The sequence below is a fragment of the Micromonospora coerulea genome (assembly GCF_016598485.1).
GTDB lineage: Bacteria > Actinomycetota > Actinomycetes > Mycobacteriales > Micromonosporaceae > Micromonospora > Micromonospora coerulea.
In genome coordinates this window covers 168015-194974 of record NZ_JAEMUW010000007.1, presented here as the reverse complement: position 1 = coordinate 194974, position 26960 = coordinate 168015, and the positions used below count along the sequence as shown (strand labels likewise).

Sequence of the window (26960 nt, the reverse complement as noted above, 5' to 3'; positions counted from 1 at the left end):
GATCCGGACTGCGGGACTCCGCTCCGCTGCGTTCCTCGCTCGGATCACTTGACAGCCTTTCCGTCCAGGACCGTCGGCTCGCCGCGCAGGAAGGTCGCCACGATGCGACCCGGCAGCGTCATGCGGGCGTACGGGGTGTTGCGACTACGACTGGCCAGCTCCGCCGGCTCGATGGTGCGGTGGGCGGCCGGGTCGACCAGGGTCAGGTTGGCCGGCACACCGGGGGCCGGGTCGAGGCCGTGCCCCTCCAGTCCGGCGATCCGGGCCGGGGCGCGGGACATCCGCTCGGCGATCAGGTCCCACTGCGGGCCGAGCACGTCCAGGGCGATCGACAGCGCCGTCTCCAGGCCGAGCATGCCCGGCCGGGCGTACGCCCACTCGCACTCCTTGTCCTCCACGGCGTGCGGGGCGTGGTCGGTGGCGACGATGTCGATCACGCCCTCGGCGAGGGCGGCGCGCAGCGCGGCGATGTCGGCGGCGGTGCGCAGCGGCGGGTTGACCTTGTAGACCGGGTCGTACGTCTCGGCCTTCTCATCGGTCAGCAGCAGGTGGTGGGGCGTGACCTCGGCGGTCACCTTCACGCCACGGGCCTTGGCGTGCCGCAGCACCTCGACGCTGCCGGCGGTGGAGACGTGGCAGATGTGCAGCCGGCTGCCGACGTGCTCGGCGAGCAGCACGTCCCGGGCGATGATCGCCTCCTCGGCGACCGCGGGCCAACCGGTGAGCCCGAGCCGGGTGGAGACCTCACCCTCGTGCATCTGGGCGCCCTCGGTGAGCCGGGGTTCCTCGGCGTGCTGGGCGATCACTCCGTCGAACGCCTTGACGTACTCCAGGGCCCGGCGCATCAGCTTCGGGTCGGCGACGCAGTGCCCGTCGTCGGAGAAGATCCGTACCCGGGCCGCCGAGTCGGCCATCGCGCCCAGCTCGGCCAGCCGCTCGCCGGCCAGGCCGACGGTGACCGCACCGATGGGCTGCACGTCGACCAGCCCGGCCTCCCGGCCGAGCCGCCAGACCTGCTCGACCACCCCGGCGGTGTCGGCGACCGGCGACGTGTTGGCCATCGCGCAGACCGCGGTGTACCCGCCGAGCGCCGCCGCCCGGGAGCCGGACTCCACGGTCTCGGCGTCCTCCCGACCCGGCTCGCGCAGGTGGGTGTGCAGGTCGACCAGACCGGGCAGAGCCACCAGCCCGGTGCCGTCGAGCACCGTGGCGTCCGGCGCGGTCAGGCCCGCGCCGGCCTCGGCGACGACGCCGTCGCGGATCAGCAGGTCGGTCGGCGCGGCACCGACCACGCTGACGTTCTTGATCAGGTACGCGGTCACCGGTTGTTCCCTCCGAGCAGCAGGTAGAGGACGGCCATCCGCACGGAGACCCCGTTGGCGACCTGTTCGACGATCGTGGAGCGGGGCGAGTCGGCGACCTCGGGGGTGATCTCCATGCCCCGGTTCATCGGGCCGGGGTGCATGACGATCGCGTGCGCGGGCAGCCGGCGCATGCGCGGGCCGTCGAGGCCGTAGCGGCGGGCGTACTCGCGGGCGGAGGGGAAGTAGGAGTCGCCCATCCGTTCCCGCTGCACCCGCAGCATCATCACCACGTCCACGTCGGGTAGCACGGCGTCGAGGTCGTACGAGACGTCGGTGCCGGGCGCGAGCGCGGCGGAGATGTTCACCGGGATGAGCGTCGGCGGGCCGACCAGGGTGACCTTGGCGCCGAGGGTGGAGAGCAGCAGCACGTTGGAGCGAGCCACCCGGGAGTGCAGCACGTCACCGACGATCGCCACGTGCAGACCGGCGAGCCGGCCCAGCCGGGAGCGCATCGTGTACGCGTCGAGCAGCGCCTGGGTGGGGTGTTCGTGGGTGCCGTCGCCGGCGTTGACCACCGACCCGTCCACCCAGTTGGCCAGCCGGTGCGGCGCGCCGGAGGCGGGGTGCCGGACGACCACCGCGTCGGCCCCCATCGCCTGGAGGGTGAGCGCCGTGTCCTTCAGGCTCTCACCCTTGGTGACGCTGGAGCCCTTGGCCGAAAAGTTGATCACGTCGGCGCTAAGCCGCTTGGCGGCCGCCTCGAAGGAGATCCGGGTCCGGGTGGAGTCCTCGTAGAAGAGGTTCACCACCGTCCGGCCGCGCAGCGCGGGAAGCTTCTTGACCTCGCGGCCGGCGACGGTGGCCATCTCGGCGGCGGTGTCCAGGATCTGGGTGGCGGTGTCGGCGTCCAGGTCGGCGCCGGAGAGCAGGTGCCGGATCATGAGGTGGCTCCCCCGTACAGCTTGACCTCGTCCGTGCCGTCGGTCTCGGCGAGGGTGACCTTGACGCTCTCGGCGAGCGCGGTCGGGATGTTCTTGCCGACGTAGTCGGCGCGGATCGGCAGCTCGCGGTGGCCGCGGTCGACCAGCACGGCGAGTTGCACGGAGGCCGGGCGGCCGACGTCGCTGAGCGCGTCCAGGGCGGCCCGCACGGTGCGGCCGGAGAAGAGCACGTCGTCGACGAGGATCACCCGCTTGCCGTCGATCCCGCCGGGCGGAAGTTCGGTCGGGCCGACCGCGCGGGTGGCGTGCCGGCGCAGGTCGTCGCGGTAGAGGGTGATGTCGAGCACACCGACGGGGACGGCCACGTCCTCGAAGGTGCTGATCCGGCCGGCGAGCCGCCGGGCCAGGGGCACGCCCCGGGTGGGGATGCCGAGCAGCACGGTGTCGGCGGCGCCCTGGGTCTTCTCCAGGATCTGGTGGGCGATGCGGTCGACCACCCGCGACACGTCGGCGGCGGCGAGGATCACCTTCACCGAGGGTTGTCGCGGCGGCGACGACTGGGCAGCCGGTGGGTAGGCCACGGCGGACCTCCTTCCCCGCCTCACGGGACGGGTCGTTAAAGGACGTCTGACAGATCCGGTCGGGCCGCGCGCGACCCGGACCGGGGCTTCACGCCACGTTACCAGCGGTCACGGGGCCGATCGCGGGCGGCACTGACCCCCGGATCAGGGTGGTGAAATGGGGATAACTCCCCCCGTGCCCGCCAACGGTAATGTCACGACCACTTGACCAGGTGTCGCAATCCCCGTACCGTCACGCTCCGTAGCGATAGCTGGGAGAACCCCGAGCAGCACTGGGAGTGTCCGAATGCCCTCTGAATACGCCAAGTCGCTGGGCGCCCGCCTGCGCTCCATCCGCCAGCAGCAGGGCCTGTCCCTGCAGGGTGTGGAGGAGAAGTCGAACGGGCGGTGGAAGGCCGTGGTGGTCGGCTCTTACGAGCGCGGCGACCGGGCCGTCACCGTGTCCCGCCTGGCGGAGCTGGCCGACTTCTACCGCGTTCCCGTCTCGGAGCTGCTGCCTGACGGCAGCGGGGTGCGGCACGAGCCCACCAGCAAGATCGTCCTGGACCTGGAGCGGCTGTACGACGAGGCCTCCGAGGACCTCGCCTACGTCGCCCGGTACGCCCGGGCCATCCAGCAGCAGCGCGGTGACTACAACGGCCGGGTGCTCTCCATCCGCGCCGACGACCTGCGCGCGCTGGCGATCGTCTACGACGCCTCGCCGTCGGGCCTGATCGAGCGCCTCACCGAGCACGGCGTGCTGGTCGCCGACCCGCGGGCGTTCTTCGCGTCCTGATCCATCCGCGACAGCGAGAAGGGCCCGTGCCGACCGGCACGGGCCCTTCTGTCGTACGTGGCGCGGGATGCCGCGTCAGCGGCTGGCGTACTCGGCGATCCGGCCGAGCACCCCGTTGAGGAAGCGCGGCGAGTCGTCGGTCGACATCTGCCGGGCCAACTCGACGGCCTCGCTGATCGCCACCGCGTCGTCGATGTCGTCGAGGTAGAGCAACTCGTAGACCGCGATCCGAGCGAGGTTGCGGTCCACCACCGGCATCCGCTCCAGGGTCCAGCCCTCGGCGTAGCTGGCGATCAGCTCGTCGATCCGGTCCAGGTGCGCGGCGACCCCCTCGACCAGGCTGATGGCGTAGCCCACGTGGTCGGGCCGGGGCTTCTCGATCCGCTCGAGGTAGCCGGCGAGCACCTCGACCGGGGGCCGGTCCCGCAGGTCGGCCTCGAAGAGCACGTCCAGCGCCCGCTTGCGCGCCTTGCGGCGCGCCGGCATCTGCTGCTTCGGACCCTCGGCCATCAGGCGCGGCCGAGGTAACGGCCGTCGCGGGTGTCGACCTTGATCTTCTCGCCGGTGGTGATGAAGAGCGGCACCGGCACGGTCGCGCCGGTCTCGACGGTGGCCGGCTTGTTGCCGCCGGTCGACCGGTCGCCCTGCAGGCCCGGCTCGGTGTAGGTCACCTCGAGCACGACGGAGGTCGGCAGCTCGATGTAGAGCGGGACGCTCTCGTGGGTGGCGACGGTCGCCTCGGCCTCCGGGAGGAGGTAGTTGGCGGCCTCCCCGACGGTGCCGCCGGGGACGGTGATCTGGTCGAACGTCTCCAGATCCATGAAGACGTAGTCCTCACCGTCGGCGTAGAGGTACTGCATGGTGCGCTTGTCGACGGTGGCGGTCTCGACCTTGGTGCCCGCGTTGAAGGTCTTGTCGACGACCTTGCCGGACAGCACGTTCTTCAGCGTGGTGCGCACGAAGGCACCGCCCTTACCGGGCTTGACGTGCTGGAACTCGACGACGGCCCAGAGCTCCCCGTCGAGGTTGAGTACGAGGCCGTTCTTGAGGTCGTTGGTGGTGGCCATTTCCTGCCTTGATCATCAATTGGCGGACAGACCTGGCAAGTCTACTAGCAGTGTCGAACCGACAGCGCCGCCGCTGCCCAGCCGCTGTCCCGCCAATGTCGCGCCGCCGGCCCGCCCGGCCCGAGGATCACCCGGGTGCCGGCGTGGACCACCCGCCCGTTCCCCCGCTCCTCCTTTGCTCGGCAGCGGAGGCAACGGTCACGCTGCGTAACTGTCCGGCCGACCCGGGCGACCGCGCATCGGGCAAGGAAGGGCAGCTCAAGACGGTGATGCGGCGGGTGGAGCGGAGCCCGCCATCGTGGGAGATAGCTCTCACGCACCGTGAGCACGGCGGGATGCCACGGAAGGCGACCGCGACCGAGCTGCCGCTCGGCGGGCGTCAGTCTTTCGCCGCCAGCCGGGTGGCGAGGTGGTGCAGGGCGAGGCGGTACCCGTCGACGCCCAGCCCGCAGATCACCCCGGTCGCGACCGCAGAGACCACCGAGTGGTGCCGGAACTCCTCCCGGGCGTGGATGTTGGAGATGTGCACCTCCACCAGTGGCCCGCGCACCATCGCGCAGGCGTCCCGCACCGCGATCGAGTAGTGCGACCAGGCCGCCGGGTTGAGCACCACCGCAGCGCCCTCGTCGGCCGCTTCGTGCAGCCACCCGAGCAGCTCGTGCTCGGCGTCGGTCTGCCGGACCACCACGTCCAGCCCCAACTGCCGGCCGGTGTCCACGCACATGTCCACCAGGTCGGCGTAGCTGGTCACCCCGTACACGTCGACCTGCCGGGTGCCGAGCCGGCCCAGATTGGGTCCGTTGAGCACGTACACCCTCACGAGGCGATCTCCCGGTAGGCGGCACGCAGCAGCTCGTCGTCGGGGCCCTCCAGGATCGCCGGGCGGGCCAACCCGTCCAGCACCACGAAGCGCAGCCTGCTGCCCCGGGCCTTCTTGTCGACCCGCATCGCGGCGAGCAGGTCGGGCCAGGCGTCGGCCGGATAGCTGGTCGGCAGGCCGAGGGCGGCCACCGCGGCACGGTGCCGCTCGGCGGTGGCCGCGTCCAGCCGGCCGGCCAGCCGGGCCAGGGCGCCGGCGTAGACCAGACCCACCGCGACCGCGTGCCCGTGCCGCCAGCGGTACCCCTCGACCTTCTCGATCGCGTGGGCCAGGGTGTGCCCGTAGTTCAGCACCTCCCGTACCCCCGACTCGCGCAGGTCACCGGAGACCACCTCGGCCTTCACCCGGATCGCCCGCTCGATCAGCTCGCGGGCCACCGGTGACGTCGGGTCGGTGGCCGCGGCCGGGTCGCCCTCGATCAGGTCGAGGATCACCGGGTCCGCGATGAACCCGCACTTGACCACCTCGGCCAGGCCGGCGGCCAGGTCCGCGGCCGGCAGGCTGTCCAGGGTGGCGAGGTCGCAGATCACCCCGGCCGGCGGGTGGAACGCGCCGACCAGGTTCTTGCCGGCGGCGGTGTTGACCCCGGTCTTGCCGCCGACCGCGGCGTCGACCATGCCCAGCAGCGAGGTCGCGACCGGCACCCAACGCACGCCGCGCAGCCAGCAGGCGGCGACGAAGCCGGCGAGGTCGGTCACCGCGCCGCCGCCGACGCCCACCACCGCGTCGGTACGGGTGAAGCCGGCGGCGCCGAGCCGCTCCCAGCACTCGGCGGCCACCTCGATCCGCTTGCCCGCCTCGGCGTCCGGCACCTCGACCAGCAGCGGGTCGACCCCGACCGCGCGGACCCGTTCCCCGAGCGTCTCGGCGAGCTCCTTGAGCGGGGGTGCGTGCAGCACCGCGACCCGGTCCGCGCCGGGCAGGAGCCGCGGCGGCGGGTCGAGCAGGTTGCGTCCCACCAGCACGTCGTACGGCCGCTCGCCGCCGACCGGGATCCGGGTCACGTCGTCCATCGCCGGCAGCCTAGTCGAGCGGGCCGGGTCCGGGCGGCGAGTGTCCACTGCGTGACCGGCGCGGCGCCGCCGGCGTTTTACCGGCGAGGTCCGGGGCACCCGCCAGGGGCCGACCACCGACGGCGGAGGTGCTGGCGATGACCCGACCGACCATCGACGAAGCGGACATCCGGGTCCCGGCGACGATCCTCGGGGTGGGCCTGGGTGGCTTCGTCGACGGCATCCTGCTGCACCAGGTCCTCCAGTGGCACCACATGCTCAGCAGCACCGACACCGACCGCATCGGGATCCGGGCGTACCCGGTGGACACCGTCCCGGGGCTGCGGATGAACACCCTCTGGGACGGGCTGTTCCACGTGGTGACCTGGCTGGCGGTGCTGGGCGGGCTGGCGATGCTCTACGGGCGGGTCACCCGGTCCCGGGGCCGGCTGTGGCGCTCTCCCGCGCTCTGGGGCTGGGCGCTGGTCGGCTGGGGGCTGTTCAACCTGGTCGAGGGGATCGTCGACCACCAGGTGCTCGGCATCCACCACGTCCGGCCCGGGCCGTACCAGACGGTCTGGGACCTCGGCTTCCTCGCCCTCGGGGCGGTCTTCGTCGCGGTCGGGTGGCTGGTGCGGCGGCGCGCCGGGGTGGTCGACGTCTGCGCCGCCGAACGGCGGTGCTGACCGCCCACGCCGGGCACGCCGCCGGTGCCGTCCCGCCCGTCGCCCTCGTACCGCTGGGGATGTTCTGGCTCTATCTGGCCGCGGCCCTGCGCCAGCGCGACCCGGGCCGGCCGGGCTGGAGTCACCGGCGGACGGCGAGCTTCGGTCTCGGCGCGGCGCTGCTCGCCGCCGGGCTGGCCTGGCCCGGCGACGACCTGCCTGGGCACATGTGGCAGCACCTGCTGCTCGGCATGCTGGCGCCGCTGGCCCTGATGCTGGGCGCGCCGGGCACCCTCGCGCTGCGCACGCTGGACCGGCGCACCGGCCGGGCAGCGGTCCGGCTGCTGCGCCACCCGGTGGCCCGGATGGCCGGTCATCCGGTCGCCGGCCTGGCGCTCACCGCCGGCGGCCTCTGGCTGCTGTACCTGACCCCGCTCTACCGGGCCAGCCTGGACAGTCCCGCCCTGCACGGGCTGGTGGACCTGCACTTCGTGCTCGCCGGCTACCTCTTCAGCTGGTCGATCGCCGGCCCGGACCCGGGTCCGCACCGCCCCCGCGTCCCGGTGCGCCTGCTCGTGCTCGGCGTCGCCGTGGCCGCCCACGCCACGATCGCCCAACTCCTGTACGCCGGCCTGCTCGTCGACGTCCCGGCGACCGGCGACGAGCTACGCGCCGCGGCCACCGTCATGTACTACGGCGGGGACCTCGCCGAGATCCTGCTCGCCCTGGCCCTCCTGGTCGCCTGGCGCCCCGACCGGCTCCCGGCCCGGCCGGCCGTCAGGGCTTGAGCAGGCCAGCGACCTCGGCGGCGATCTCCTGCGGGGTCCGCCCGTCGGTGATCACGGTGGCGGTGGCCACCTCGGCGTAGAGCGGGCGGCGCTGCTCCATCAGGTGCTTGAGGGTGGCCCGCGGGTTGAGCGCCAGCAGCGGCCGGCCCGCGCCCAGCCCGACCCGCTTCACCGCGTCGGGCAGCTCCACCGACAGGTGCACGACGGTGTGCCCGACCAGCGCGGCGCGGTTCTCCTCGGCCAGGATCGCGCCGCCGCCGAGGGCGAGCACCCCGCCGTGCGCGGCCAGCGCCGCGGCCACGGCCGCCCGTTCGAGGGTACGGAAGTGCGCCTCCCCCTCGTCGACGAAGATCTCCGAGATCGGCTTGCCGGCCAGCTGCTCGATGTCGGCGTCGGTGTCCCGGAACTCGACGCCCAGCGTGGCGGCGAGCGCCTGCCCGATGGTGGTCTTGCCGGAGCCGGGCGCCCCGACCAGCACGCACACCGGGGCCATCAGCGGATCACCAGGGCGTCCAGGTAGCCGGTCAGGTTGCGGCGCATCTCGGCGACCGAGTCGCCGCCGAACTTCTCCACCGCGGCCTCGGCCAGCACCAGGGCCACCATCGCCTCGGCGACCACCGCCGCGGCGGGTACCGCGCAGACGTCGGAGCGCTGGTTGATCGCGGTGGCCGGCTCGCCGGTGGTGACGTCGACGGTGGACAACGCCCGGTTCAGCGAGGAGATCGGCTTCATCGCCGCCTTCACCCGCAGCGGTTCGCCGGTGGTGATGCCGCCCTCCAGGCCGCCGGCCCGGTCGGTGACCCGGCGCACCCCGGTGGCGGTGGGGATGATCTCGTCGTGCGCCTCGGAGCCTCGCGAGCGGGCCTGCTGCCAGCCGTCGCCGATCTCCACGCCCTTGATCGCCTGAATGGACATCAGCGCGGTGGCCAGCCGGGCGTCGAGCTTGCGGTCCCACTGCACGTGGCTGCCCAGGCCCGGCGGCACCCCGTACGCCAGCACCTCGACCACGCCGCCGAGGGTGTCGGCGGCCTTCTTCGCGGCGTCGACCTCGGCGACCATCCGGGCGCTCGCCTCCGCGTCGAGGCAGCGCAGCGGGTCGGCGTCGATCCGCTCGGCGTCGGCGGGGGCGGGACGCAGCCCCGGCTTGGCGGCGACCGGGCCCAGCTCCACCACGTGGGAGACGATCTCGATGCCGAGCGCCTGCTTCACCAGGGCCTTGGCGACGGTGCCGACGGCGACCCGGGCGGCGGTCTCCCGGGCGCTGGCCCGCTCCAGGATGGGCCGGGCGTCGGTGTGGCCGTACTTCTGCATGCCGGCCAGGTCGGCGTGCCCGGGGCGGGGCCGGGTGAGCGGCGCGTTGCGGGCCTGCGCGGCCAGTTCCTCCGGGTCGACCGGGTCGGCGGCCATCACGGTGCGCCACTTCGGCCACTCCGAGTTGCCCACCCGGATCGCCACCGGGCTGCCGAGGGTGACCCCGTGCCGGAGCCCGCCGATGATCTCGACCTCGTCCCGCTCGAACGACATCCGGGCGCCCCGGCCGTAGCCGAGCCGCCGCCGGGCGAGCTCGTCGGAGATCTCCCGGGTGGTCACCTCGATCCCGGCGGGCACCCCTTCGAGCATCGCGACGAGGGCGGGTCCGTGCGATTCACCTGCAGTCAGCCAGCGCAACACAGCGGTCAGTCTGTCACGCCCGGTGGCCGCGCCGACGCGGTGTCCGCCGCGTCCCGCCCTGCGGACGCGCCCGTCCGGCGGACGGCCGTGGGCGTCGTTGGTGAGGCCCGGCCGACCCGCGGCGCGGTCCGGACCGGTCCGGTCGGGCGGGGCCGGCTCAGGCGCGCGCCGCCGTGAGCGCGGCGCGCATCGCGTCGACCGGCGCGGCGACGCCGGTGAACCGTGCGAACTGGCCGACCGCCTGGGCCAGCAGCAGGTCCAGCCCGGAGACCACCCGGCAGCCGGCGGCCAGCGCGGCGGCGGCCAGCGGGGTGGGCCAGGGGTCGTAGAGGGCGTCGAAGAAGACCGTCCCGGGGCGCCAGTCGAAGTTCTCGGCGAGCGGGTCGGCGACGCCCTTCGGCACGGTGGAGATCACCACGTCGGCCCGGGCGTGACTCGGCGCCCCGTCCCAGTCCGCGCCGGTCAGCGGCACGCCCACCGCGCGGGCCACCGGGCGCAGCTCGTGCACGGCCTCCGGACGACGGGCCACCACGGTCACCTGGGCCGCGCCGAGCCGGGCCGCGGCCGCGATGGCCGCGCGGGCAGTGCCGCCCGCGCCCAGCACGGTGACCTCCGCACCGGTGGCCACCCCGGCGGCGGTCAGCACGTCGACGATGCCGGTGACGTCGGTGTTGTCGGCGTACCAGGTGCCGTCGGGGCGGCGTACCAGCGTGTTGGCGGCGCCGACGGCGGCGGCGACCGGCGAGACCTGGTCGGCCAGCGCGAGCGCCGCCTCCTTGCCCGGCATGGTCACCGACAGCCCGGCCCACTCCGGGCCGAGCCCGGCGACCAACCCGGGCAACTCCTCGGCCCCGCACTCGATCCGGGTGTACGACCACCCGGTCAACCCGGCCGCCGCGTACCCCGCCTCATGGATCACCGGGGAGAGCGAGTGCGCGATCGGCTTGCCGACGACGGCGACCCTCACCCGCAGTTCGTCCCGCTCAGGATGCCGTTGTCGCACATCTGCTTCTGCAGCTTCCGGAAGTCGGCGTCGTTGGAGCCGTAGCCCATCGTGCCCTTCTGGTCCACGGTCATGAAGTAGACCCAGTCGCCCGGCGGCGGCTCCAGCGCGCCCTTGAGGGCGTCCTCACCGGGGTTGCTGATCGGGGTGATGGTCAGCCCGTCGGCACCGTGCGTGCGGTACGGGTTCTTCGGGTCGTTGAGCTCGGCCTGCGTGAGGACGTCGGAGTCCTTCGGGGCCTTGCCCTGCAGGCGCTTCCAGTAGTTGATCGCGCTGTCGATCTCCAGGCACTTGCAGTGGTACTTGTCGGTGTAGACCCGGTTGTAGATGACCCGGGACACCTTCGGGAAGTCCACGTGATTGACCGACTCGGCCTGCGCGATGGAGGCGGTGATCAGCACCTCGTACGGGGAGACCTTCCGCTCCTGCTGCGCCTTCTGCACGAAGTCGAGCTTCTCGGTGACGGTGAGGAACTGCTCCACCATCATCGACAGGATCTGCGTGGCGGTCGCCTTCGGCGGGATCTCGTAGGTCGCCGGGAAGAGGAAGCCCTCGATGCTCTTCGGGCCCTTCTTGCCGTCACCGCGGTTGAACCAGTAGGCCGGCACGCCCAGCTTGACCGGGTCCTTCGCGGCGGCCTTGAAGTCGGCCACCGGGATCTTGGTCTGCTTGGAGAGAATGTCGTAGATCGCCAGGCTGATCGTGCCCTCGGGGATGGTCACCCCGTTGACGATCCGGCTCTTCGGGTCGAGCAGCAGGGTGACCGCGTCGGCCGCCTTCATCTGCTTGCGGACCTTGTACCGGCCGACCTGGATGTTCTTGCTGCGGGAGTTGGCCTCCGCGGCCTCGATGAAGGCCTTGGTGCTCTTCACCACGCCGGCGTCGTAGAGGGAGTTGCCGATGTCGGTGAGGGTGTCGCCGTTCTTCACCTCGATCATCGCCTCGCCCGAACCGGGGCCGTCGTAGTCGGGAGTGACGAAGTGGTTGCGGATCCGATCGAAGCCGACGTACGCACCGCCGCCGATGCCGCCGAGCAGCACCAGGGCCATCAGCAGGGCGAAGATCGTCTTGCCCCGGCCGCCCGACTTGCCGTTGCGCTTGGCCACGGCACCGCGCCGGTGCCGGCCCTTCTCCCCCCTCTCCGACTCGTCGAACACCAGATCCAGATCGTCGATCATTGCGTCCGCCTCCGCTGCGCGTCCAGCCAGCTCTGCAGAATCTCCACCGCGGCGGCCTGGTCGACCACCGCCCGTTGGCGCTTTCCCCGGACGCCACGTTCGGCCAGCCTACGACTAGCCACGACGGTCGACATCCTCTCGTCCGTCAGCGTCACCGGAACCGGCGCTATTACATCGGCCAGACGGGCAGCGTACGCCGACACGTTCGTCGCCGCGGGGCCGCGTTTGCCGGCAAGATTGATCGGAAGGCCGACGACCACCTCCACGGCCTCGTGCTCCGCGATGAGGTCGACCAGCGCGGCCATGTCGGCGGGCACCGCGTCGTCGGCGGCCGTCAGGTCCCGGGCGAGGGTGACCAGCGGGGTGGCCAGAACGCCGTGCGGGTCCGAGCGGGAGACCCCGACCCGGACCTGTCCGACGTCCACGCCCAACCGGACCCCGCGGGACAGCTCAGCCATTATCGGGCACCCCACGGTACGGGCCAGGGCGGACCGAGATGGTCCGCCCTGGCCGCAGTCGGTGCGCCATCACGCTTCAGCGATCGCCTTCTCCACCGTGGCCAGCAGATTCGGCGCCTCCGCCGCGGGCAGGCCACCGCCCTGGGCGACGTCGTCACTGCCGCCACCCCGACCGGAGAAGGCCGCCTTGACCAGGTCCTTGGCGGACAGGCCCCGCCCCCGGGCGGCCGGGTTCACCGCCACCACCAGGGACGACTTGCCTCCTGCCCGGGCCGCCACCGCGACCACGGCCGGCCGGGCCGGGTCGATCCGACCCCGGATCTCCTGGGCCAGGGTCCGCACGTCGTTGCCGGCCGCGCCCTCCGGCGCCTCGGTGCCGACGTACGCCACCCCGCGCACGTCCTTCGCCTGCGCGGCGAGCGCCGCCGCCCCGCCGAGGACGAGCTGCCCGCGCAGCTTCTCCAGCTCCTTCTCCGCGTCCCGGAGCTGGGTGACGGTCTGCTCCACCCGGTCGGCGACCTGGTCGCCGGGCACCCGGAACAGCTCGGCCAACCGGGACACCAGCAGGTGCTCGCGGGCCAGGAAGCCGAAGGCGTCCATACCCACCAGGGCCTCGATCCGGCGCACCCCGGAACCGACGGACGCCTCGGAGAGGATCTTCACCAGGCCGAGCTGCGCCGACCGGGCCACGTGCGTGCCGCCGCACAACTCCCGGGCGTAGTCGCCGACCTCGACGACCCGGACCCGCTCGCCGTACTTCTCGCCGAACAGCGCCATCGCGCCGATCCGGCGGGCCTCCTCCTGGGAGGTGATGAAGGCGTGCACCTCCAGGTCCGCCAGCAGCACCTCGTTGACCTGCTGCTCCACGTCGTGCAGCACGCTCGGCGACACCCCGGTCGGGGTGTTGAAGTCGAACCGCAGCCGGCCCGGCGCGTTCAGCGAACCCGCCTGGGTCGCCGACTCGCCGAGGAAGTTCCGCATGGTCTGGTGCACCAGGTGGGTGGCGGTGTGCGAACGGGAGATCGCCCGCCGCCGGGAGACGTCGATCTCGGCGTACCCGGTCTCCCCGGCGCGCACCTCACCCCGGATCACCTTGGCCCGGTGCACGATGAGGCCGGGCACCGGCTGCTGCACGTCGAAGACCTCGAGCTGGCCGCCGCCGACCGTGATCAGACCCTGGTCGGGCTGCTGACCGCCGCCCTCCGCGTAGAACGGGGTGGTGTCCAGCACCAGCTCGATCGTGTCGCCCTCGACCGCCGCGCCGATGGTCGCGCCGCCGCTGAGCAGCGCCCGGACCCGGGACTCCCGGTTGAGCTCGGTGTACCCGGTGAACTCCACCGGACCGCCCCCGTCGAGCACCGACCGGTACGCCGACACATCGGTGTGGCCGGTCTTGCGCGCCCGCGCGTCCGCCTTCGCCCGGCTCCGCTGGTCGGCCATCAGCCGACGGAAGCCCTCGGCGTCGACCTGAAGCCCCTGCTCGGCCGCGATCTCCAGGGTGAGGTCGATCGGGAAGCCGTACGTGTCGTGCAGCTGGAACGCCTTGTCCCCGGAGATCGCCGGCTGGCCCGCCGACTTGGTCTCCGCGATCGCGGTGTCCAGGATCGTGGTGCCCGCCCGCAGCGTGGCGAGGAACGCCTCCTCCTCCGCGTACGCGTACTGGGAGATCCGGCCGAACTCCGCGGACAGCTCCGGGTACGACGGGGTCATGCAGTCCCGGGCCACCGGCAGCAGCTCGGGCAGCGCCCGGTCCTGGTAGCCGAGCAGGCGGACCGCGCGGATCGCCCGGCGCATGATCCGGCGCAGCACGTAGCCACGGCCCTCGTTCGACGGGGTCACCCCGTCACCGATCAGCATCAGCGCGGTGCGCACGTGGTCGGCGATGACCCGCAGCCGGACGTCGTCCGGGTGCGACTCGCTGGCCACGTGGCCGGAGTGCGCGCCGTACCGCTTGCCGGTCAGCTCCGCGGCCCGGTCCAGGATCGGCCGGACCTCGTCGATCTCGTAGAGGTTGTCGACGCCCTGGAGGATGGAGGCCATCCGCTCCAGGCCCATGCCGGTGTCGATGTTCTTCGCCGGCAGGTCACCGACGATCCGGAACTCCTCCTTGCCCCGGACGTCGGCGATGTCGTACTGCATGAAGACGAGGTTCCAGAACTCCATGTAGCGGTCCTCGTCGACCGCCGGGCCGCCCGCGCGGCCGTACTCGGGGCCGCGGTCGTAGAACAGCTCGGAGCACGGGCCGGCCGGGCCGGGAATGCCCATCGACCAGAAGTTGTCCGCCTTGCCCCGGCGGACGATCCGCTCGGCGGGGACGCCCACCGACCGCCAGAGCTGGAACGCCTCGTCGTCGTCGAAGTAGACGGTCGGCCAGATCCGCTCCGGGTCCAGCCCGAAGCCGCCCGCCTCGACCGGCTTGGTGACCAGGTCCCAGGCCAGCGGAATGGCGCCGTCCTTGAAGTAGTCGCCGAAGGAGAAGTTGCCGTTCATCTGGAAGAACGTGCCGTGCCGGCTGGTCTTGCCGACCTCGTCGATGTCCGGCGTACGGATGCACTTCTGGACGCTGACCGCGCGGCTGTACGGCGGGGTCTGCTGGCCCAGGAAGTAGGGGACGAACTGCACCATGCCGGCGTTGACGAACAGCAGGTTCGGGTCGCTGATGGCGGGCAGCGGAGCGGACGGCACCACGGCATGGCCGTTCGCCTGGAAGTGCGCGAGGTACCGCCGCTTGATCTCCGCCGTCTTCATCGCTGGTGCTCCTCCGGGAAAATCTCTCGGTCGCCGACGCGCGGGTCCTCCCGCAGCTCGGCGAACTGATCGTCGAACGTCTCGCCCCGGGCGAACGCCTCGTGGATCTCCTGCTCGCGCTCGGCCATCCCGATCCGGACGTCCTCCACGAAGCTACGCAGCGACTCGACGAGGCCGCCAGCGGATTCGGACAGGCCGCTGGCGATGCCGGCCGGCGTGTACGCCTGCGCGGCGCGGGTTGCCTTACGCACCACCACCACGCCCACGGCCAGCCCGATGCCCAGCCAGAACAACCGCCTCATGCTCTCATCCTCCTGGTCAGCGCCGGCCGGTCAGCGGTTGCCGCGCTTGGCGGCCCGGCGCTGCTGCTTGATGGTGTCGCGCACCTCGCGCTCGGTCTCCGCGTGCCGGCGGGCCGAGGCGGCCCGGCGCACTCCGTAGCCGAACGCGGCCACCTTCACCAGAGGGTTCGCCGCGGCGGCGGAGACCACGGTGGCCAGGTTCGCCACGTTGGCGGTGACGTTCTGCGCGTGGGTGGTCATGGTGTCCACCTTGGCGAGCTGGAGGTTGACCCCGTCCAGCGAGGTCTGCACCTGCTCCAGGGCGACGTTGACGTTCTTCACGGTGGTGTTGACGTCACCGAGCAGCGGCGTCGTGCGCTCGTTCAGGTCGTTGATCATGCGGGTCGTCGCGTCCACGGTGTGCCGCAGCCGCAGGATCGGCACCGCCAGCACGAGTACCAGCATCAGGAACGCGCCGGCCGCGATCAGCGCAGCGATCTGTCCACCATCCACGCGCATGTCCTCCTCAAGCAGGCGTGCCGGGACCCGACGTCCCGGAACGCGCGACCGTCCTACCCACTCCGCCACCGCGCCGACCCACCACCGGTCGACGGGCACGGGCGGGCCCGCCAGCCCCAGACCCTACCGTCCGTGATGGAAAGCGGCTCAGGACGGTGTCAGCTCGCCCAGTGGATCGTCGGTGAGCCTGGGGAACGGATCCTCACCGGTGAGTGACGGGTCAGTGCTCGGCTGTGGTCGGGTCCGCTCGTCGTCGATCGCGTTGCGCACCTTCACCGACACCAACGAGCCGGCGCACTTCTCCGCTGCGGGCGAGGGCGCGCCAGACGGCGCGGGTCGCCCGTCGACCGGCGGCAGGGCGCAGGTGGGATCGCGTACCCAGAGGTCGAGGGTGAGCTCGTCGCGCCGCCAGCAGGTGTAGCTGCCCTTCGCCGGCTGCTCCGGGCAGCGGCCGACCTTCCAGCGCCGCCAGCCGTCCTGGACCAGCGCCTGCTGGTAGACCTGGACGGTCTCCTTCGGCGGGCGCTGCGACTCCACCGTCCGCTCCCGGAGCCGGCAGTCCTGCAGGCACCACCGACTGCCGCTCACGTTGTCGACGGTCTTCACCGTCGCCCAGCTCGGCACGTCGAGCGCGTCGAGGGAGTCGAAGACCGGGTCCCGGCTGAGCGTGCGGAGGCCGAAGAAGAGCGGCACCGCACCGAGCAGCACCAGGCTGACCAGGGCGAGCACCCCCATCCGCAGCCGGCGCCGCTCGCGCATCTGCCGACGCAGCTCGGACCGGGCGCCGCGCAGGCCACCGGCGGCGGTGCCCCCGTCGGCGTCCGCCGGCTCCGAACCGGCCGGCCGCAGCGCCGGCCCCGCCGGGTCCGGCCGCGCTCCGCCGGGCTCCCCCATGGGTACGACCGCGGCGGCCCGCGCCACCACGGGCGCGTCCCCGGGCCGTCCCGGCGGCGGTACGGTCGCCGCACCCCGCGAGTCCGGGCGACCCGGCGGAGGTACGGCCGCCGCGCCCCGCGACTCGGGGTGACCCGGCGGGGGTACCGCCGCCGCGCCCCGCGACTCGGCGCGTCCAGAGGGGAGCGGACGGCCGGCCGGCGACTCGTCCGGTCCGGTGGGCCGGGCCGCCGGAGCGGTCGCCCGGGCGACCGCCGGCTGTCCGCCCGACGGGTGCGGACCGGGCTCGACGCCACCGAAGGGCGACCCGGGCCGGTCGGCCGGGGACGTCGGCGGGACGGAACCGTCGGGGGCGGTGCCGGGTCGGGCCGCGCCCCGCGCCGGTCCGGCCGGCCGGGCATTGCCGGCGGTCGCAGGCGGGACGGCCCGGCCGGAGGGGCCGGGACGGCCGGCGTCCGCGCTGGCGGACGGAGCCGTGGGCCGGCCGGTCGGGGCGGGGGCACCGCCGGGGCGGACCGTCCCGCGGGCGCCGGTGGGCTGATCGGCCGGGGTGTTCGGCGCCGGCGGAACGGCGGCGGCACCGGCCCGGCCGGTCGCGGCGCGGTCGGCGCGGGCGACCCGCCGGCCGCCGGTCGGCTCCTCGGTGGCGGACCCGGTCGGGGTCGCCCGGTCGACCTCCGGCATCGCCGGGTCGCTGTGGTGACCGCGGCCGGCCTGGCGCAGCCAGTCCGCGGGCCGCTCGGGGCGGTCGCCACGCGGGCCGTCGCCGCCGTCCCGCTCCGCATGGCGGGGATCGGGGGTGGCCGGCCCGTCGACCGGGGCATGACGCCCGGCCGGGGCGGCCGCGCCGTCCGACGCCCCGCGGCGTCCGGTCGACGACGGCGGGTCCTCCGCCGCGGCGCGTCGACCACCGGGGGCGGGTGCACCACCGCGCCGACCGGTGGGCGGCTCGACGGCCTCGGGGGTGGCCCGACGACCCGCCGCCGGATCCGGACCGCCCGGACCGGTACGACGGCCGCCCGGCACGGCACCGCCGTCGGGGGCGGCCCGACGGCCACCCGGGGCGTCGATGGGGCCGCGGGGGCCGGCGAGCGGACCGGTGGCCTCCGGTTCGGCCGGGCGGCCACCGGGAAGCGGCAGCTCGGGGGCCGCGCGACGACCAGACGCGGCCGGACCGTCCGACTCGGGGCGGGGCCGCCGCCGGTCGGTCGGTCGGCCCGGGTCGGTGCCCGGCGCGGAGCGGGCGACCCGGGGTGACGGCACGTCCCCCGGCAGCGACGGGGCGTTGCCGCTGCGCGGCACGATCGGCTGATCGGGTTCACCGGCGCGGCGCCGGCCACCCGAGCGGGGCACCCCGGGGCCGGCCGGGGCGTCCGTCGCCGGACCGCCGGCGGCATCCACGGGACCCGGCTGGGCCGGGCCACGACGGCGACGGCCCTCGGGCTCGCCGGTGCCGGCGCCGGTGGCCGGGTCGACGGTCGGATAGGGCGCGCCGGCGGGATTCGCCGGCCCGGCGGCCGGGGCACCCCGACGGCCGGGCTCGGCGGCGCGACGACCCGCGCCGGAGACCGGGCGGAGGCCGGGATCGGCGCCGTCGGGCGCCGCACGACGACCGGCACCGGAGACCGGACGCACCGCCGACTCCGGGCCCTCGGGCATCCCCCGCCGGCCGGCACCGGAGACCGGACGGACCGCGGGGTCGGCGCCTTCGGGGACCGCGCGGCGACCGCCGCCAGCGGCCGGACGCACCGGGGGCTCGGCACCGTCGGGGACCGCGCGGCGACCGCCGCCAGCGGTGGGCGGGGCGGACGTCGGGGCGCCAGGGCCCGCCGGGCCGCGCCGGCCGGCGGCGCCGGGCGGCGGGGTGGCTCGGGAGCTGTCCGGGGGCACACCCGGCCCGGGTGCCGGCCAACCCGGCACGGACGGCTGCCCGCCCCGGCCCGGACCGCCGGCGGCCGGAGCCGGGTTCACCCGACCGGCCGGGGCGCCGGCCGGACCGTGCGAGGCGCCGGGGGTCGGTGGGACGGCGCCGGTGGAGGCGTCCCCGTCGCGGCGCGGGGGCCGGGACGGCTCCGTCGGCCGACGGAGCGGCGGGGCCGGCTCGGGCGAACCGGGCCACGGGCCGTCGACCGGGCGGGGCCGACCGGCGGCGGGATCCGGGACGCCCCGACGGACCGGGGGTGCGGCCGCGCCGGCCGCGGTCGGGTTGCGCCGTACCGGCGGGCCGTCGACGCCGGGCCGGCCCGCGCCCGGCGAGGGAACGGCATCCGGCCGGGCACCCCGGGGCGCCTCCGGCGACGGGGGCGCCGATCGCGGGCCCGGGCCGGTGGGTGGCACCGGACCGCGCGGTGGGACCGCGCCCGCCGGTGGCTGCCCGGGGGCGCCGCCCTCCGGTCCGAGCTCCGTGCGCTGCTGCTTGGCCGTCCGCAGGTCGTCGATCCAGCCGAACTCCTCGCCGCCGGCCGCGTCCTCGGGCTCGGCGTCGGCCCTGCCCCGCCCCCACCGGCGGCCCTTGGCACGGGGGTCCCGCCGCTCGTCGGGGCCGTCCTCCGGCCGCTCCGGACCACGCGCCATCACTGCTGACCCTCCTCGACGGCGTCGCTGCCGCCCTCATCCGCCCCGTCGACCTGCTCCGCGCCCGCTCGCTGGGGGTCGTTCCCGGTGGCGGCGGGCGCGGCCTGCTCGGCCCGGGCCAGCGGTGCGGGCAGCCCGCGGACGATCCGGCGCAGCAACGGCAGCCGGGTGGCCACCGACCGTTCGGCGCCGTGCCCGCTGGGCCGGTAGTAGTCGGTCCCGACGAGATCGTCCGGAGCGTACTGCTGGGTGACCACTCCGCGCTGGTCGTCGTGCGGGTAGCGGTAGCCGGCGCCGTGCCCGAGGCCGCGTGCGCCCGAGTAGTGCGCGTCGCGCAACGCCCGCGGGACCCCGCCGCCGCGACCGGCCCGCACGTCGGCGATGGCCGCGCCGATGGCGGTGGTGGCCGAGTTCGACTTGGGGGCGGTGGCCAGGTGGATCACCGCCTGCGCGAGGTTGAGCTGCGCCTCCGGCAGGCCGACGTACTCCACCGCGTGGGCGGCCGCGGTGGCGACGCTCAGCGCGGTCGGATCGGCCATCCCGACGTCCTCACTGGCGAAGATCACCAGGCGGCGGGCGATGAACCGGGCGTCCTCGCCGGCGACCAGCATCCGGGCCAGCCAGTGCAGCGCGGCGTCCACGTCCGAGCCGCGCATGCTCTTGATGAACGCGCTGGTCACGTCGTAGTGGGCGTCACCGTCGCGGTCGTACCGGACGGCGGCCACGTCGACCGCCTGCTCGGCGGTGGCCAGGTCGATCCGGCCGGTGCCGAGCGCCGTGGCGGTGGCGGCCGCCGCCTCCAGCGCGGTCAGCGCCTTGCGGACGTCGCCGCCGGCCAGCCGGACGAGATGGTCCTCGGCGTCGGTGGCCAGGGTGAGCGCGCCGCCCAGGCCCCGCTCGTCGGCGACCGCGCGGCGCAGCAGGCCACGGACGGCGTCATCGTCCAGCGGCTGGAGGGTGAGCAGCACGCACCGCGACAGCAGCGGCGAGATGACCGAGAAGTACGGGTTTTCCGTGGTCGCCGCGAGCAGGGTGACCGTGCGGTCCTCCACCGCGGCGAGCAGCGAGTCCTGCTGGGTCTTGCTGAACCGGTGCACCTCGTCGATGAAGAGCACGGTCTGCGGGCCACCCGCGCGGCGCTGCCGCCGGGCGGCCTCGATCACGGCCCGGACGTCCTTGACCCCGGCGGAGAGCGCGGACATCGCGACGAAGCGGCGGTCGGTGGCCCGGGCGACGAGGTGGGCGATGGTGGTCTTGCCGCTGCCCGGCGGCCCCCACAGGATCACCGACATGGGCGCCGCGCCGCCGACCAGTTGCCGCAGTGGCGCGCCCGGTGCGAGCAGATGATCCTGGCCGACCAGCTCATCGATGCTGGCCGGCCGCATCCGAACCGGCAGCGGGGAATCCGCGCCGGCGGCGGTGAACCCGTCGACGCCACCGGAACCCACGGGGGCGCTGGGCGCCCCGGCGGGTTCGCCGAGGGTGAAAAGGGCGTCGGATTCCATCACGAAGACAGTACCGGGCCGGGCTGACGGCGCTGGAATCGCGCCGCCGGCCCGGCCAGTGGTGATCGGATCCGGTCAGCCGCGACCGGGGCGGCGACCCCGGTACCAGCGGCCGCCGCCAGCGCCGCGCGTGCCGGAGCCGACCCCGGCCAGGTAGAGCGAGAGCAGCAGGAAACCGATGAGGGCCAGGGTCCAGTTGTTGAACAGGTCGGGGGCGCCGAGGTTGCTGTTCAGGAAATCGAGCAGCAGCGCGAAGCCGAACACGATGGCCGCGAGAATGGCGAGCATGTCGTTCCTCCGGTGGGGGTCCCAGTAGGTCGGCACGTGATGTACCCAATCGGTCTCTTCGCCAATCTCCACCGTGGACCGGTCCACCCCCGGGCTCCGTCGACGCCCCGGTCGGCGTTCTAGGCTGGCCGCATGATCACTGCCGACCAGGTCCTGGTGGGACGGGACGCACTCCTGGCCGCCACCGGACACCACCCGTACGCCCGGCACGCGCTCTGGCGGGACCACCAGCCGCGGGGCTGGCGCCGGGACGGGGCGGTGGGGTGGCTCCTCCCCCCGGAGCAGGGCCCGGCGGGTGGGGCACTGGGGCCGACCGCTCCGGCGGTGGACGTCTTCGCCGGTCTCGTGGCGGACGGGGTGCTGCGGCCGGGCCAGTGGCTGCACCTGCCCCGCACCACGGCAGAGGAGCTGGCCGGGCGGCTGACCATCGCCCGGCTCGACGAGTGGGACTTCCTCTGGACCACCACGCCCCCGCCGCCCCGGCCGGAGGAGGAGCGGGTGGTACGCCTCACCGAGGCCGACCACCCGGCCCTGGCTGAGCTGATCGAGGAGTCGTTCCCGACCACCACCTCCCGGCCCGATGACCCGCGCATCGTCGACTGGTACGGCATCCGCGACGGCGACCGCCTGGTCGCCTGCGGGGCGGACCGCAGCCGTGGCGACATCGGCTTCCTGGCCGGCCTTACGGTGGCGACCGACCGGCGGGGGCGGGGTCTCGGGGCGGCGCTGACCGCCGGGATGACCCGCGCCCTCTTCGCCCGGTACGACCACGTCGCGCTCGGCGTCTACACCGACAACCTCGCGGCGATCCGGCTCTACCGCCGGCTCGGCTACACCGGCACCGAGCACCGCAGCTCGGTCCACCTCGGCTGACCGCATCCCCGGCGACCCGACCCACCGGGCGGAGACCGGCGGGGCCGGGTCGTGGCGGCATCGGGTCAGCGGCTCCGGGTGGCGGTCACGTCGGCGGTCGGAACGGCCTCGGGCGAGACGGCTCCGGTGGCCGGTGCCGCCGCATCGGCCAGCCCCGGGGCGAGCTCGGGCTCGGCGACCGGCGCGCCCGGGCCGACCGGCGGGGTCCCGCTCCCGTCGGCGGTCGCGGCCCGTCCGGCGCGCCAGGCCGGCAGGTAGAGCGGGGCGGCCAGGGCGAGCACCACCGCGCCGACGAACATGGCGGTGCTGACGCTGCTGCGGTCCGCCAGCGTGGTCAGGACGACCATGCCGAGGGCCCCGGCCGGCTGGGCCATCATCGAGTTCAGCGAGAGCACGCTGGTCCGGTACGGCCCGTCGACCTGGCGGTGCAGCAGCCCCATGTGCAGCGGGTTCGACGCGCCGTGCACGGTGTAGCAGGCCAGGTAGGCGATGAGCACCCCGACCGGGCCGGCGAAGACACCCATCCCGACCACCGTCACGCCCTGCAGGATCCGCAGCAACGCGGCGGCGGGCGCGGCGCCGAGCCAGCGCAGCAGCAGCGGGGTCAGCGCGGCACCCGCCGCGTTGGCGAGCCAGGCCACCGAGCTGGCCGGGCCGAGCAGCGCCGCCGCCCGGTCGGCGTCCCCGACCACCTCGGCGAGGCGGACCGGCAGCAGCGACTCGAAGGTCACCATCCCGAAGCCCCAGAACAGCTCGACGCAGACCAGGGCGAGCAGCACCCGGGAGCGGCGCAGCAGTCCGACCGCCTGCCCGACCATCCGGGGCGCCTCGACCATCGAGGCCCGCAGCGCGCCGGCGCCCCTGGCCGACCGGGTCTCGACCAGCAGACGCAGCAGGACGACCAGGGCGATCGTCTGGAGGGCGATGGCCACCAGCACGGGCAGGGTCAGCGCGCTGATCGGGCCGACCGGACCCAGCGCGACCAGGCCGCCGCTGAGCAGCGCACCGGCGCCGATGGCGACGCCGATGACGGTGCCGGCGTAGCCGAGGCCGGGCTCGTACTCGGCGTTCGGGTCGGCGGCGAGGGTGGCGTCGACGTACCAGGACTCCAGTGGGCCGCTGTCCAGCGCGCGGTAGAAGCCCTGCAGCGCCCAGGACAGGAAGAAGAGCCAGAACGAGTCGGCCACCGCGAAGATGGTCAGCGATGCCAGGCAGACCACCCAGGCGGCCACGAGCACCGGCTTGCGGCCGAGTGCGTCGGCGAGCCCACCGGTCGGCAGTTCCAGCGCGAGCACGATCAGACCCTGGGCGGTGCCGACCAGGCCGATCTGGGTGAGCGACAGGCCGCGTTCCTGCATCAGCAGGATCATCACGGGGATCATCAGGCCGGTGGGCAGCCAGCGCAGCCCGTAGAGGGTGAGGTAGCGGAAGCGGACCTGGCGTACGGACAGGTTGGTCATTGCTTCCTCCCGAACAGCAGCGGGTACGCGGCGAGGAAGACCTGCACCTGCTCGGCGCCGGGCTCGGCCGAGTCGGCTTCCCGGTTGTACCGGTCGAGGATCTCCCACACCTCCGCCTTGAGCGCCTCGAGCCGGGCCGGCGGAAGGCTGATGAAGATGTCGCCCATGCCGAACGCGTCGCGCCAGGCGGGTGACCAGCGGTGCCGGACGGCGAGCCACCGCTCGGCGTGCTCGACGAAGAGGCGCACCTGGTCGCCCTCGATCCACTCGATCGCGGCGCGGGCGTCCGGGTCGTCGTCGAAGTCGGTGGGTTCCCAGTTGGTGACGTCGTGCGCGGCACGCCACCAGCGCTGCCGCCCGGTGCCGCGATCCGGGTCCTCGGTGACCAGCCCGGCCTCGGCGAGCTGGCGCAGGTGGTAGCTGGTCGCGCCGGTGTTGGTGTCGAGCAGGGCGGCCAGGGCGGTGGCGGTGGCGGGGCCGTTCACCCGCAGCGCGCCGAGCAGCCGCATCCGCATGGGGTGCGCCAGCACCCGCACCTGCCGGTGGTCCAACCGGACCTCGCGCGGCGCCGGGCGCCCCGGCTTCTCCTCACTTTCCATGGATGCACAATACTTGTGCACACCTTTTCTGCACAATAGTTCTGCATAAAAGGTGTGCGCAGATCGTCGGCGGGGATCGGCCGCGCGTGCCCCGCCCTCAGGGGGCGAGCAGTTCGCGGACGCCGCGCAGCCGGGTCCGCAGCAGGCCGGCGGCGCGGGCGGAGTCGAGGCGTACCTCGGTGGGGCGGAGCAGGCCGGAGGCCGCGCTCGTGGTGGTCTTCATCCCGGCCGGGTCGATCCCCTCTCGGCGAGCCACCAGCAGACCCAGCTCGGCGCGACTGACCGCGTCCGGGCCGGCCACGTTGAGCGGGCCGGCGTAATCGGAGGGCACCAGTTCGAGGACGGCGGCGGCCACGTCGACCACATCGACCGGGCAACGGAGCTCGTCGGTGAACAGGGTGGCCCGGCCGGCGAGCGCGTCGCGGCAGAGTTGGATCTGCTTGCTCCCCTCCCCCACGATCAGCGAGGTCCGCACCAGCACCGCCGCCGGGTCGATCGCCCGCACCGCGGTCTCCGCCGCCGCCTTCGCCGCCCCGTACAGGAAGACCGGGCTGGGCGGCTCATCGTCCAGGTAGGGCGTGCCACGGCCGGCGTGCAGCGCGTCGCTGGACAGGTGCACCAGCCGGGCGCCCACCTCGGCGGCGGCGACCGCGATATGGGCCGCCCCGTCGGCGGTGACCACCCAGTCGGCGTACCGGTAGGGGGTGGCGACGACGGCGTCGGGGCGTACGGCCGTGACCAGCGCGCGCACGGCGGACCGGTCGGTGACGTCGAGACGGCGCGCCTCGACGCCCGGCACCGCGACGGCGGCCGAGTGGTACGTCCCGACCACCCGCTCCCCCGCGGCGACCGCCTGGCGGCAGAGTTCCGTGCCGAGGAAGCCGCTGGCCCCCACCACGAGCAGTGTCATCCCGGTCCCCGTTCCTGAGAAGGTTGAGCGGTCCGCGACATCATGCCGCGGACCGCTCGATCAGGTGGGGACGGCTCAGGTGGGGACGGCTCAGGTGGGGTCGGCGACCGGAGCCACCGGGCCGGCGGTGCCGGCGTGCACTCCGGTCGGCGCCTTCGGCTTGGCGTCGATGCCCGCCTCGGTGCGCTGCTGCGCGGTGATCGGCGTCGGCGCGCCGGTCAGCGGGTCGAAGCCACCGCGGGTCTTCGGGAAGGCGATCACCTCGCGGATCGAGTCCGCGCCGGCGAGCAGCATGCAGACCCGGTCCCAGCCGAACGCGATGCCGCCGTGCGGCGGGGCCCCGTACTTGAACGCCTCCAGCAGGAAGCCGAACTTGTCCTGCGCCTCCTCAGGGGTGATGCCGAGCAGGTCGAAGACCCGCTGCTGCACGTCGCCGCGGTGGATACGGATGGAGCCGCCGCCGATCTCGTTGCCGTTGCAGACGATGTCGTACGCGTACGCCAGGGCCCGGTCGGGGGCCTCCTCGAAGCTGTCGACCCACTCGGCGTTCGGCGAGGTGAACGGATGGTGCACGGCCGTCCAGCCGCCCTCGTCGGTCTTCTCGAACATGGGCGCGTCGACCACCCAGCAGAACGCCCAGGCGCTCTCGTCGATCAGGCCGGCCCGCTTGGCGATCTCGATCCGGGCCGCGCCCAGCAGCTCCTGCGCCTCCCGCGTGTTGACGCTGGCGGCGAAGAAGACCGCGTCGCCCGGCTTGGCGCCGACCGCGTCGGCCAGCCCGCCCAGGTGCGCGGCGGAGAGGTTCTTCGCCACCGGGCCGCGCGCCTCGCCGGTCTCCGCGTCGAGCACCACGTACGCCAGGCCGCGCGCGCCGCGCGCCTTGGCCCAGTCCTGCCAGCCGTCCAGCTCCTTGCGGCTCTGGCTGGCACCGCCCGGCATGACGACCGCGCCGACGTACCCGCCGGCGTCGATCGCCCCGGCGAAGACCCGGAACTCGGTGCCACGGAGGTAGTCGGTCAGCTCGGTCAGCTCGACTCCGTAGCGCAGGTCCGGCTTGTCGGAGCCGTACCGGGCCATGGCGTCGTGCCAGGTGATCCGCGGGATCGGCCGGGAGATCTCGTGCCCGGCCAGGTCCTTCCACAGCGCCGACACGATCGCCTCGCCGAGGTCGATCACGTCGTCCTCGGTGACGAAGGACATCTCGATGTCGAGCTGGGTGAACTCCGGCTGCCGGTCGGCGCGGAAGTCCTCGTCGCGGTAGCAGCGGGCGATCTGGTAGTACCGCTCCATGCCGCCAACCATGAGCAGCTGCTTGAACAGCTGCGGTGACTGCGGCAGCGCGTACCAGCTGCCCGGCTGGAGGCGGACCGGGACCAGGAAGTCGCGGGCGCCCTCCGGGGTGGACCGGGTCAGCGTCGGCGTCTCGATCTCCAGGAAGTCCCGCTCGTGCAGCACGGTGCGGGCGAGCTGGTTGGCCCGCGAGCGCAGCCGCATCGCCTTCGCCGGGCCACCGCGGCGCAGGTCGAGGTAGCGGTACCGGAGCCGGATGTCGTCGCCGGCCTCGATCTGGTCGTCCACCGGCAGCGGCAGCGGGGCGGCCTCGGAGAGCACCTCCAGCTCGCTGGCGGTCACCTCGACCTCGCCGGTGGGCAGCTCCGGGTTCTCGTTGCCGGCGGGCCGGCGGGTCACCTCGCCGGTGACCTTCACGCAGAACTCGTTGCGCAGCGCGTGCGCGTCCTCCTCGCGGAAGACCACCTGGACCACGCCGGAGCCGTCACGCAGGTCGACGAAGATGACCCCGCCGTGGTCGCGTCGGCGGGCCACCCAACCGGCGAGCGTCACCGTCGAGCCGGCGTCCGCGGCGCGCAGGCTTCCGGCATTGTGGGTACGGATCACGGCTGGCAACTCCTCATCGTGGAACAGTCCTCACCGGTCATTCTGTCAGGGGCGGCCGCCCTTTCTCCGGGCACCCGGCACGCGGGTGCGATTCGTCGCCGGGCCGACGG

Annotated in this window: 26 protein-coding genes; 4 read left to right on the top strand and 22 right to left on the bottom strand. The window is 74.1% G+C overall.

Annotated features, from left to right (window positions below; genetic code table 11):
* Positions 1–44 precede the first annotated feature (44 nt).
* Genes I8N68_RS12280 through pyrR form a run of 3 tightly spaced genes read right to left on the bottom strand, consistent with a single transcriptional unit; the run spans position 45 to position 2826 of the window.
* Positions 45–1322, bottom strand: a complete 1278-nt coding sequence (locus I8N68_RS12280) for a dihydroorotase (RefSeq protein WP_200210046.1) — start codon at positions 1320–1322, stop codon at positions 45–47.
* Positions 1319–2245, bottom strand: a complete 927-nt coding sequence (locus tag I8N68_RS12275) for an aspartate carbamoyltransferase catalytic subunit (RefSeq protein WP_200210045.1) — start codon at positions 2243–2245, stop codon at positions 1319–1321. Before I8N68_RS12275 ends, I8N68_RS12280 begins: the two co-directional genes overlap by 4 nt.
* Complete coding sequence (pyrR, locus tag I8N68_RS12270) at positions 2242–2826, bottom strand: bifunctional pyr operon transcriptional regulator/uracil phosphoribosyltransferase PyrR (protein ID WP_200210044.1); 585 nt, start codon at positions 2824–2826, stop codon at positions 2242–2244. The genes I8N68_RS12275 and pyrR overlap by 4 nt, the downstream gene beginning before the upstream one ends.
* Before the next feature lie 286 nt (positions 2827–3112).
* Between pyrR and bldD the strand changes: the two genes are divergently transcribed.
* Positions 3113–3601: a transcriptional regulator BldD gene (gene bldD, locus I8N68_RS12265; protein ID WP_013285505.1), complete on the top strand. Its 489-nt coding sequence runs from the start codon at positions 3113–3115 to the stop codon at positions 3599–3601.
* Between the two features lie 75 nt (positions 3602–3676).
* Here the strand turns inward: bldD and nusB are convergent, their stop codons facing one another.
* From nusB to aroB, 4 genes are all read right to left on the bottom strand, one after another.
* The gene (gene nusB, locus I8N68_RS12260; protein WP_200210111.1) at positions 3677–4087 is read right to left on the bottom strand and encodes a transcription antitermination factor NusB; all 411 of its coding nucleotides are present in this window, start codon (positions 4085–4087) and stop codon (positions 3677–3679) included.
* A gap of 23 nt (positions 4088–4110) precedes the next feature.
* A complete protein-coding gene (efp, locus tag I8N68_RS12255; RefSeq protein ID WP_200210043.1) occupies positions 4111–4668 on the bottom strand; it encodes an elongation factor P in 558 nt (185 codons plus the stop codon).
* Positions 4669–5047: 379 nt separating this feature from the next.
* Positions 5048–5488: a type II 3-dehydroquinate dehydratase gene (aroQ, locus tag I8N68_RS12250; RefSeq protein ID WP_200210042.1), complete on the bottom strand. Its 441-nt coding sequence runs from the start codon at positions 5486–5488 to the stop codon at positions 5048–5050.
* The gene (aroB, locus tag I8N68_RS12245) at positions 5485–6561 is read right to left on the bottom strand and encodes a 3-dehydroquinate synthase (protein ID WP_200210041.1); all 1077 of its coding nucleotides are present in this window, start codon (positions 6559–6561) and stop codon (positions 5485–5487) included. Before aroB ends, aroQ begins: the two co-directional genes overlap by 4 nt.
* Positions 6562–6698: 137 nt before the next feature.
* Here aroB and I8N68_RS12240 point away from each other — a divergent pair, with 137 nt between their 5' ends.
* Together I8N68_RS12240 and I8N68_RS12235 are read left to right on the top strand one after the other, a co-directional pair.
* A complete protein-coding gene (locus tag I8N68_RS12240; protein WP_200210040.1) occupies positions 6699–7226 on the top strand; it encodes a DUF2243 domain-containing protein in 528 nt (175 codons plus the stop codon).
* On the top strand, positions 7220–7993 hold the full coding sequence (locus tag I8N68_RS12235; protein WP_200210038.1) for a cytochrome c oxidase assembly protein: 774 nt from the start codon (positions 7220–7222) through the stop codon (positions 7991–7993). The genes I8N68_RS12240 and I8N68_RS12235 overlap by 7 nt, the downstream gene beginning before the upstream one ends.
* Here I8N68_RS12235 and I8N68_RS12230 read toward each other — a convergent pair.
* The 11 genes from I8N68_RS12230 to I8N68_RS12180 all read right to left on the bottom strand — a co-directional run bounded on the left by I8N68_RS12230 (position 7983) and on the right by I8N68_RS12180 (position 21112).
* A complete protein-coding gene (locus I8N68_RS12230; RefSeq protein WP_200210037.1) occupies positions 7983–8486 on the bottom strand; it encodes a shikimate kinase in 504 nt (167 codons plus the stop codon). The two genes, I8N68_RS12235 and I8N68_RS12230, sit on opposite strands and share 11 nt — an antisense overlap.
* Positions 8486–9664, bottom strand: coding sequence for a chorismate synthase (gene aroC / locus I8N68_RS12225; protein ID WP_200210036.1), 1179 nt, complete (start codon positions 9662–9664; stop codon positions 8486–8488). The genes I8N68_RS12230 and aroC overlap by 1 nt, the downstream gene beginning before the upstream one ends.
* A 157-nt stretch (positions 9665–9821) precedes the next feature.
* Complete coding sequence (locus I8N68_RS12220; RefSeq protein WP_200210035.1) at positions 9822–10631, bottom strand: shikimate dehydrogenase; 810 nt, start codon at positions 10629–10631, stop codon at positions 9822–9824.
* Positions 10628–11845, bottom strand: coding sequence for an endolytic transglycosylase MltG (mltG, locus tag I8N68_RS12215; RefSeq protein WP_200210034.1), 1218 nt, complete (start codon positions 11843–11845; stop codon positions 10628–10630). Before mltG ends, I8N68_RS12220 begins: the two co-directional genes overlap by 4 nt.
* Complete coding sequence (gene ruvX, locus I8N68_RS12210) at positions 11842–12303, bottom strand: Holliday junction resolvase RuvX (RefSeq protein ID WP_200210033.1); 462 nt, start codon at positions 12301–12303, stop codon at positions 11842–11844. The genes mltG and ruvX overlap by 4 nt, the downstream gene beginning before the upstream one ends.
* A gap of 69 nt (positions 12304–12372) precedes the next feature.
* A complete protein-coding gene (gene alaS, locus I8N68_RS12205; protein WP_200210032.1) occupies positions 12373–15051 on the bottom strand; it encodes an alanine--tRNA ligase in 2679 nt (892 codons plus the stop codon).
* Positions 15048–15353: a hypothetical protein gene (locus I8N68_RS12200; protein ID WP_200210031.1), complete on the bottom strand. Its 306-nt coding sequence runs from the start codon at positions 15351–15353 to the stop codon at positions 15048–15050. The genes alaS and I8N68_RS12200 overlap by 4 nt, the downstream gene beginning before the upstream one ends.
* 30 nt (positions 15354–15383) lie before the next feature.
* Positions 15384–15845 (bottom strand): DUF948 domain-containing protein, encoded by a 462-nt coding sequence (locus I8N68_RS12195; protein ID WP_109802369.1) that lies wholly within the window; start codon positions 15843–15845, stop codon positions 15384–15386.
* Positions 15846–15998: 153 nt separating this feature from the next.
* A complete protein-coding gene (locus I8N68_RS12190; protein WP_200210110.1) occupies positions 15999–16610 on the bottom strand; it encodes a hypothetical protein in 612 nt (203 codons plus the stop codon).
* A gap of 2708 nt (positions 16611–19318) precedes the next feature.
* Positions 19319–20824, bottom strand: coding sequence for a replication-associated recombination protein A (locus I8N68_RS12185; protein ID WP_200210030.1), 1506 nt, complete (start codon positions 20822–20824; stop codon positions 19319–19321).
* A gap of 75 nt (positions 20825–20899) precedes the next feature.
* Complete coding sequence (locus I8N68_RS12180) at positions 20900–21112, bottom strand: hypothetical protein (RefSeq protein ID WP_200210109.1); 213 nt, start codon at positions 21110–21112, stop codon at positions 20900–20902.
* 132 nt (positions 21113–21244) lie between these two features.
* Here I8N68_RS12180 and I8N68_RS12175 point away from each other — a divergent pair, with 132 nt between their 5' ends.
* A complete protein-coding gene (locus tag I8N68_RS12175) occupies positions 21245–21985 on the top strand; it encodes a GNAT family N-acetyltransferase (RefSeq protein ID WP_200210029.1) in 741 nt (246 codons plus the stop codon).
* 65 nt (positions 21986–22050) lie between these two features.
* Here I8N68_RS12175 and I8N68_RS12170 read toward each other — a convergent pair whose 3' ends face one another.
* From I8N68_RS12170 to aspS, 4 genes are all read right to left on the bottom strand, one after another.
* Positions 22051–23445, bottom strand: coding sequence for an MFS transporter (locus tag I8N68_RS12170; protein WP_200210028.1), 1395 nt, complete (start codon positions 23443–23445; stop codon positions 22051–22053).
* A complete protein-coding gene (locus I8N68_RS12165) occupies positions 23442–24044 on the bottom strand; it encodes an ArsR/SmtB family transcription factor (protein ID WP_200210027.1) in 603 nt (200 codons plus the stop codon). Before I8N68_RS12165 ends, I8N68_RS12170 begins: the two co-directional genes overlap by 4 nt.
* Positions 24045–24141: 97 nt before the next feature.
* The gene (locus I8N68_RS12160) at positions 24142–24954 is read right to left on the bottom strand and encodes a sugar nucleotide-binding protein (RefSeq protein WP_200210026.1); all 813 of its coding nucleotides are present in this window, start codon (positions 24952–24954) and stop codon (positions 24142–24144) included.
* 90 nt (positions 24955–25044) lie between these two features.
* The gene (gene aspS, locus I8N68_RS12155; RefSeq protein ID WP_200210025.1) at positions 25045–26850 is read right to left on the bottom strand and encodes an aspartate--tRNA ligase; all 1806 of its coding nucleotides are present in this window, start codon (positions 26848–26850) and stop codon (positions 25045–25047) included.
* Positions 26851–26960: the final 110 nt, after the last annotated feature.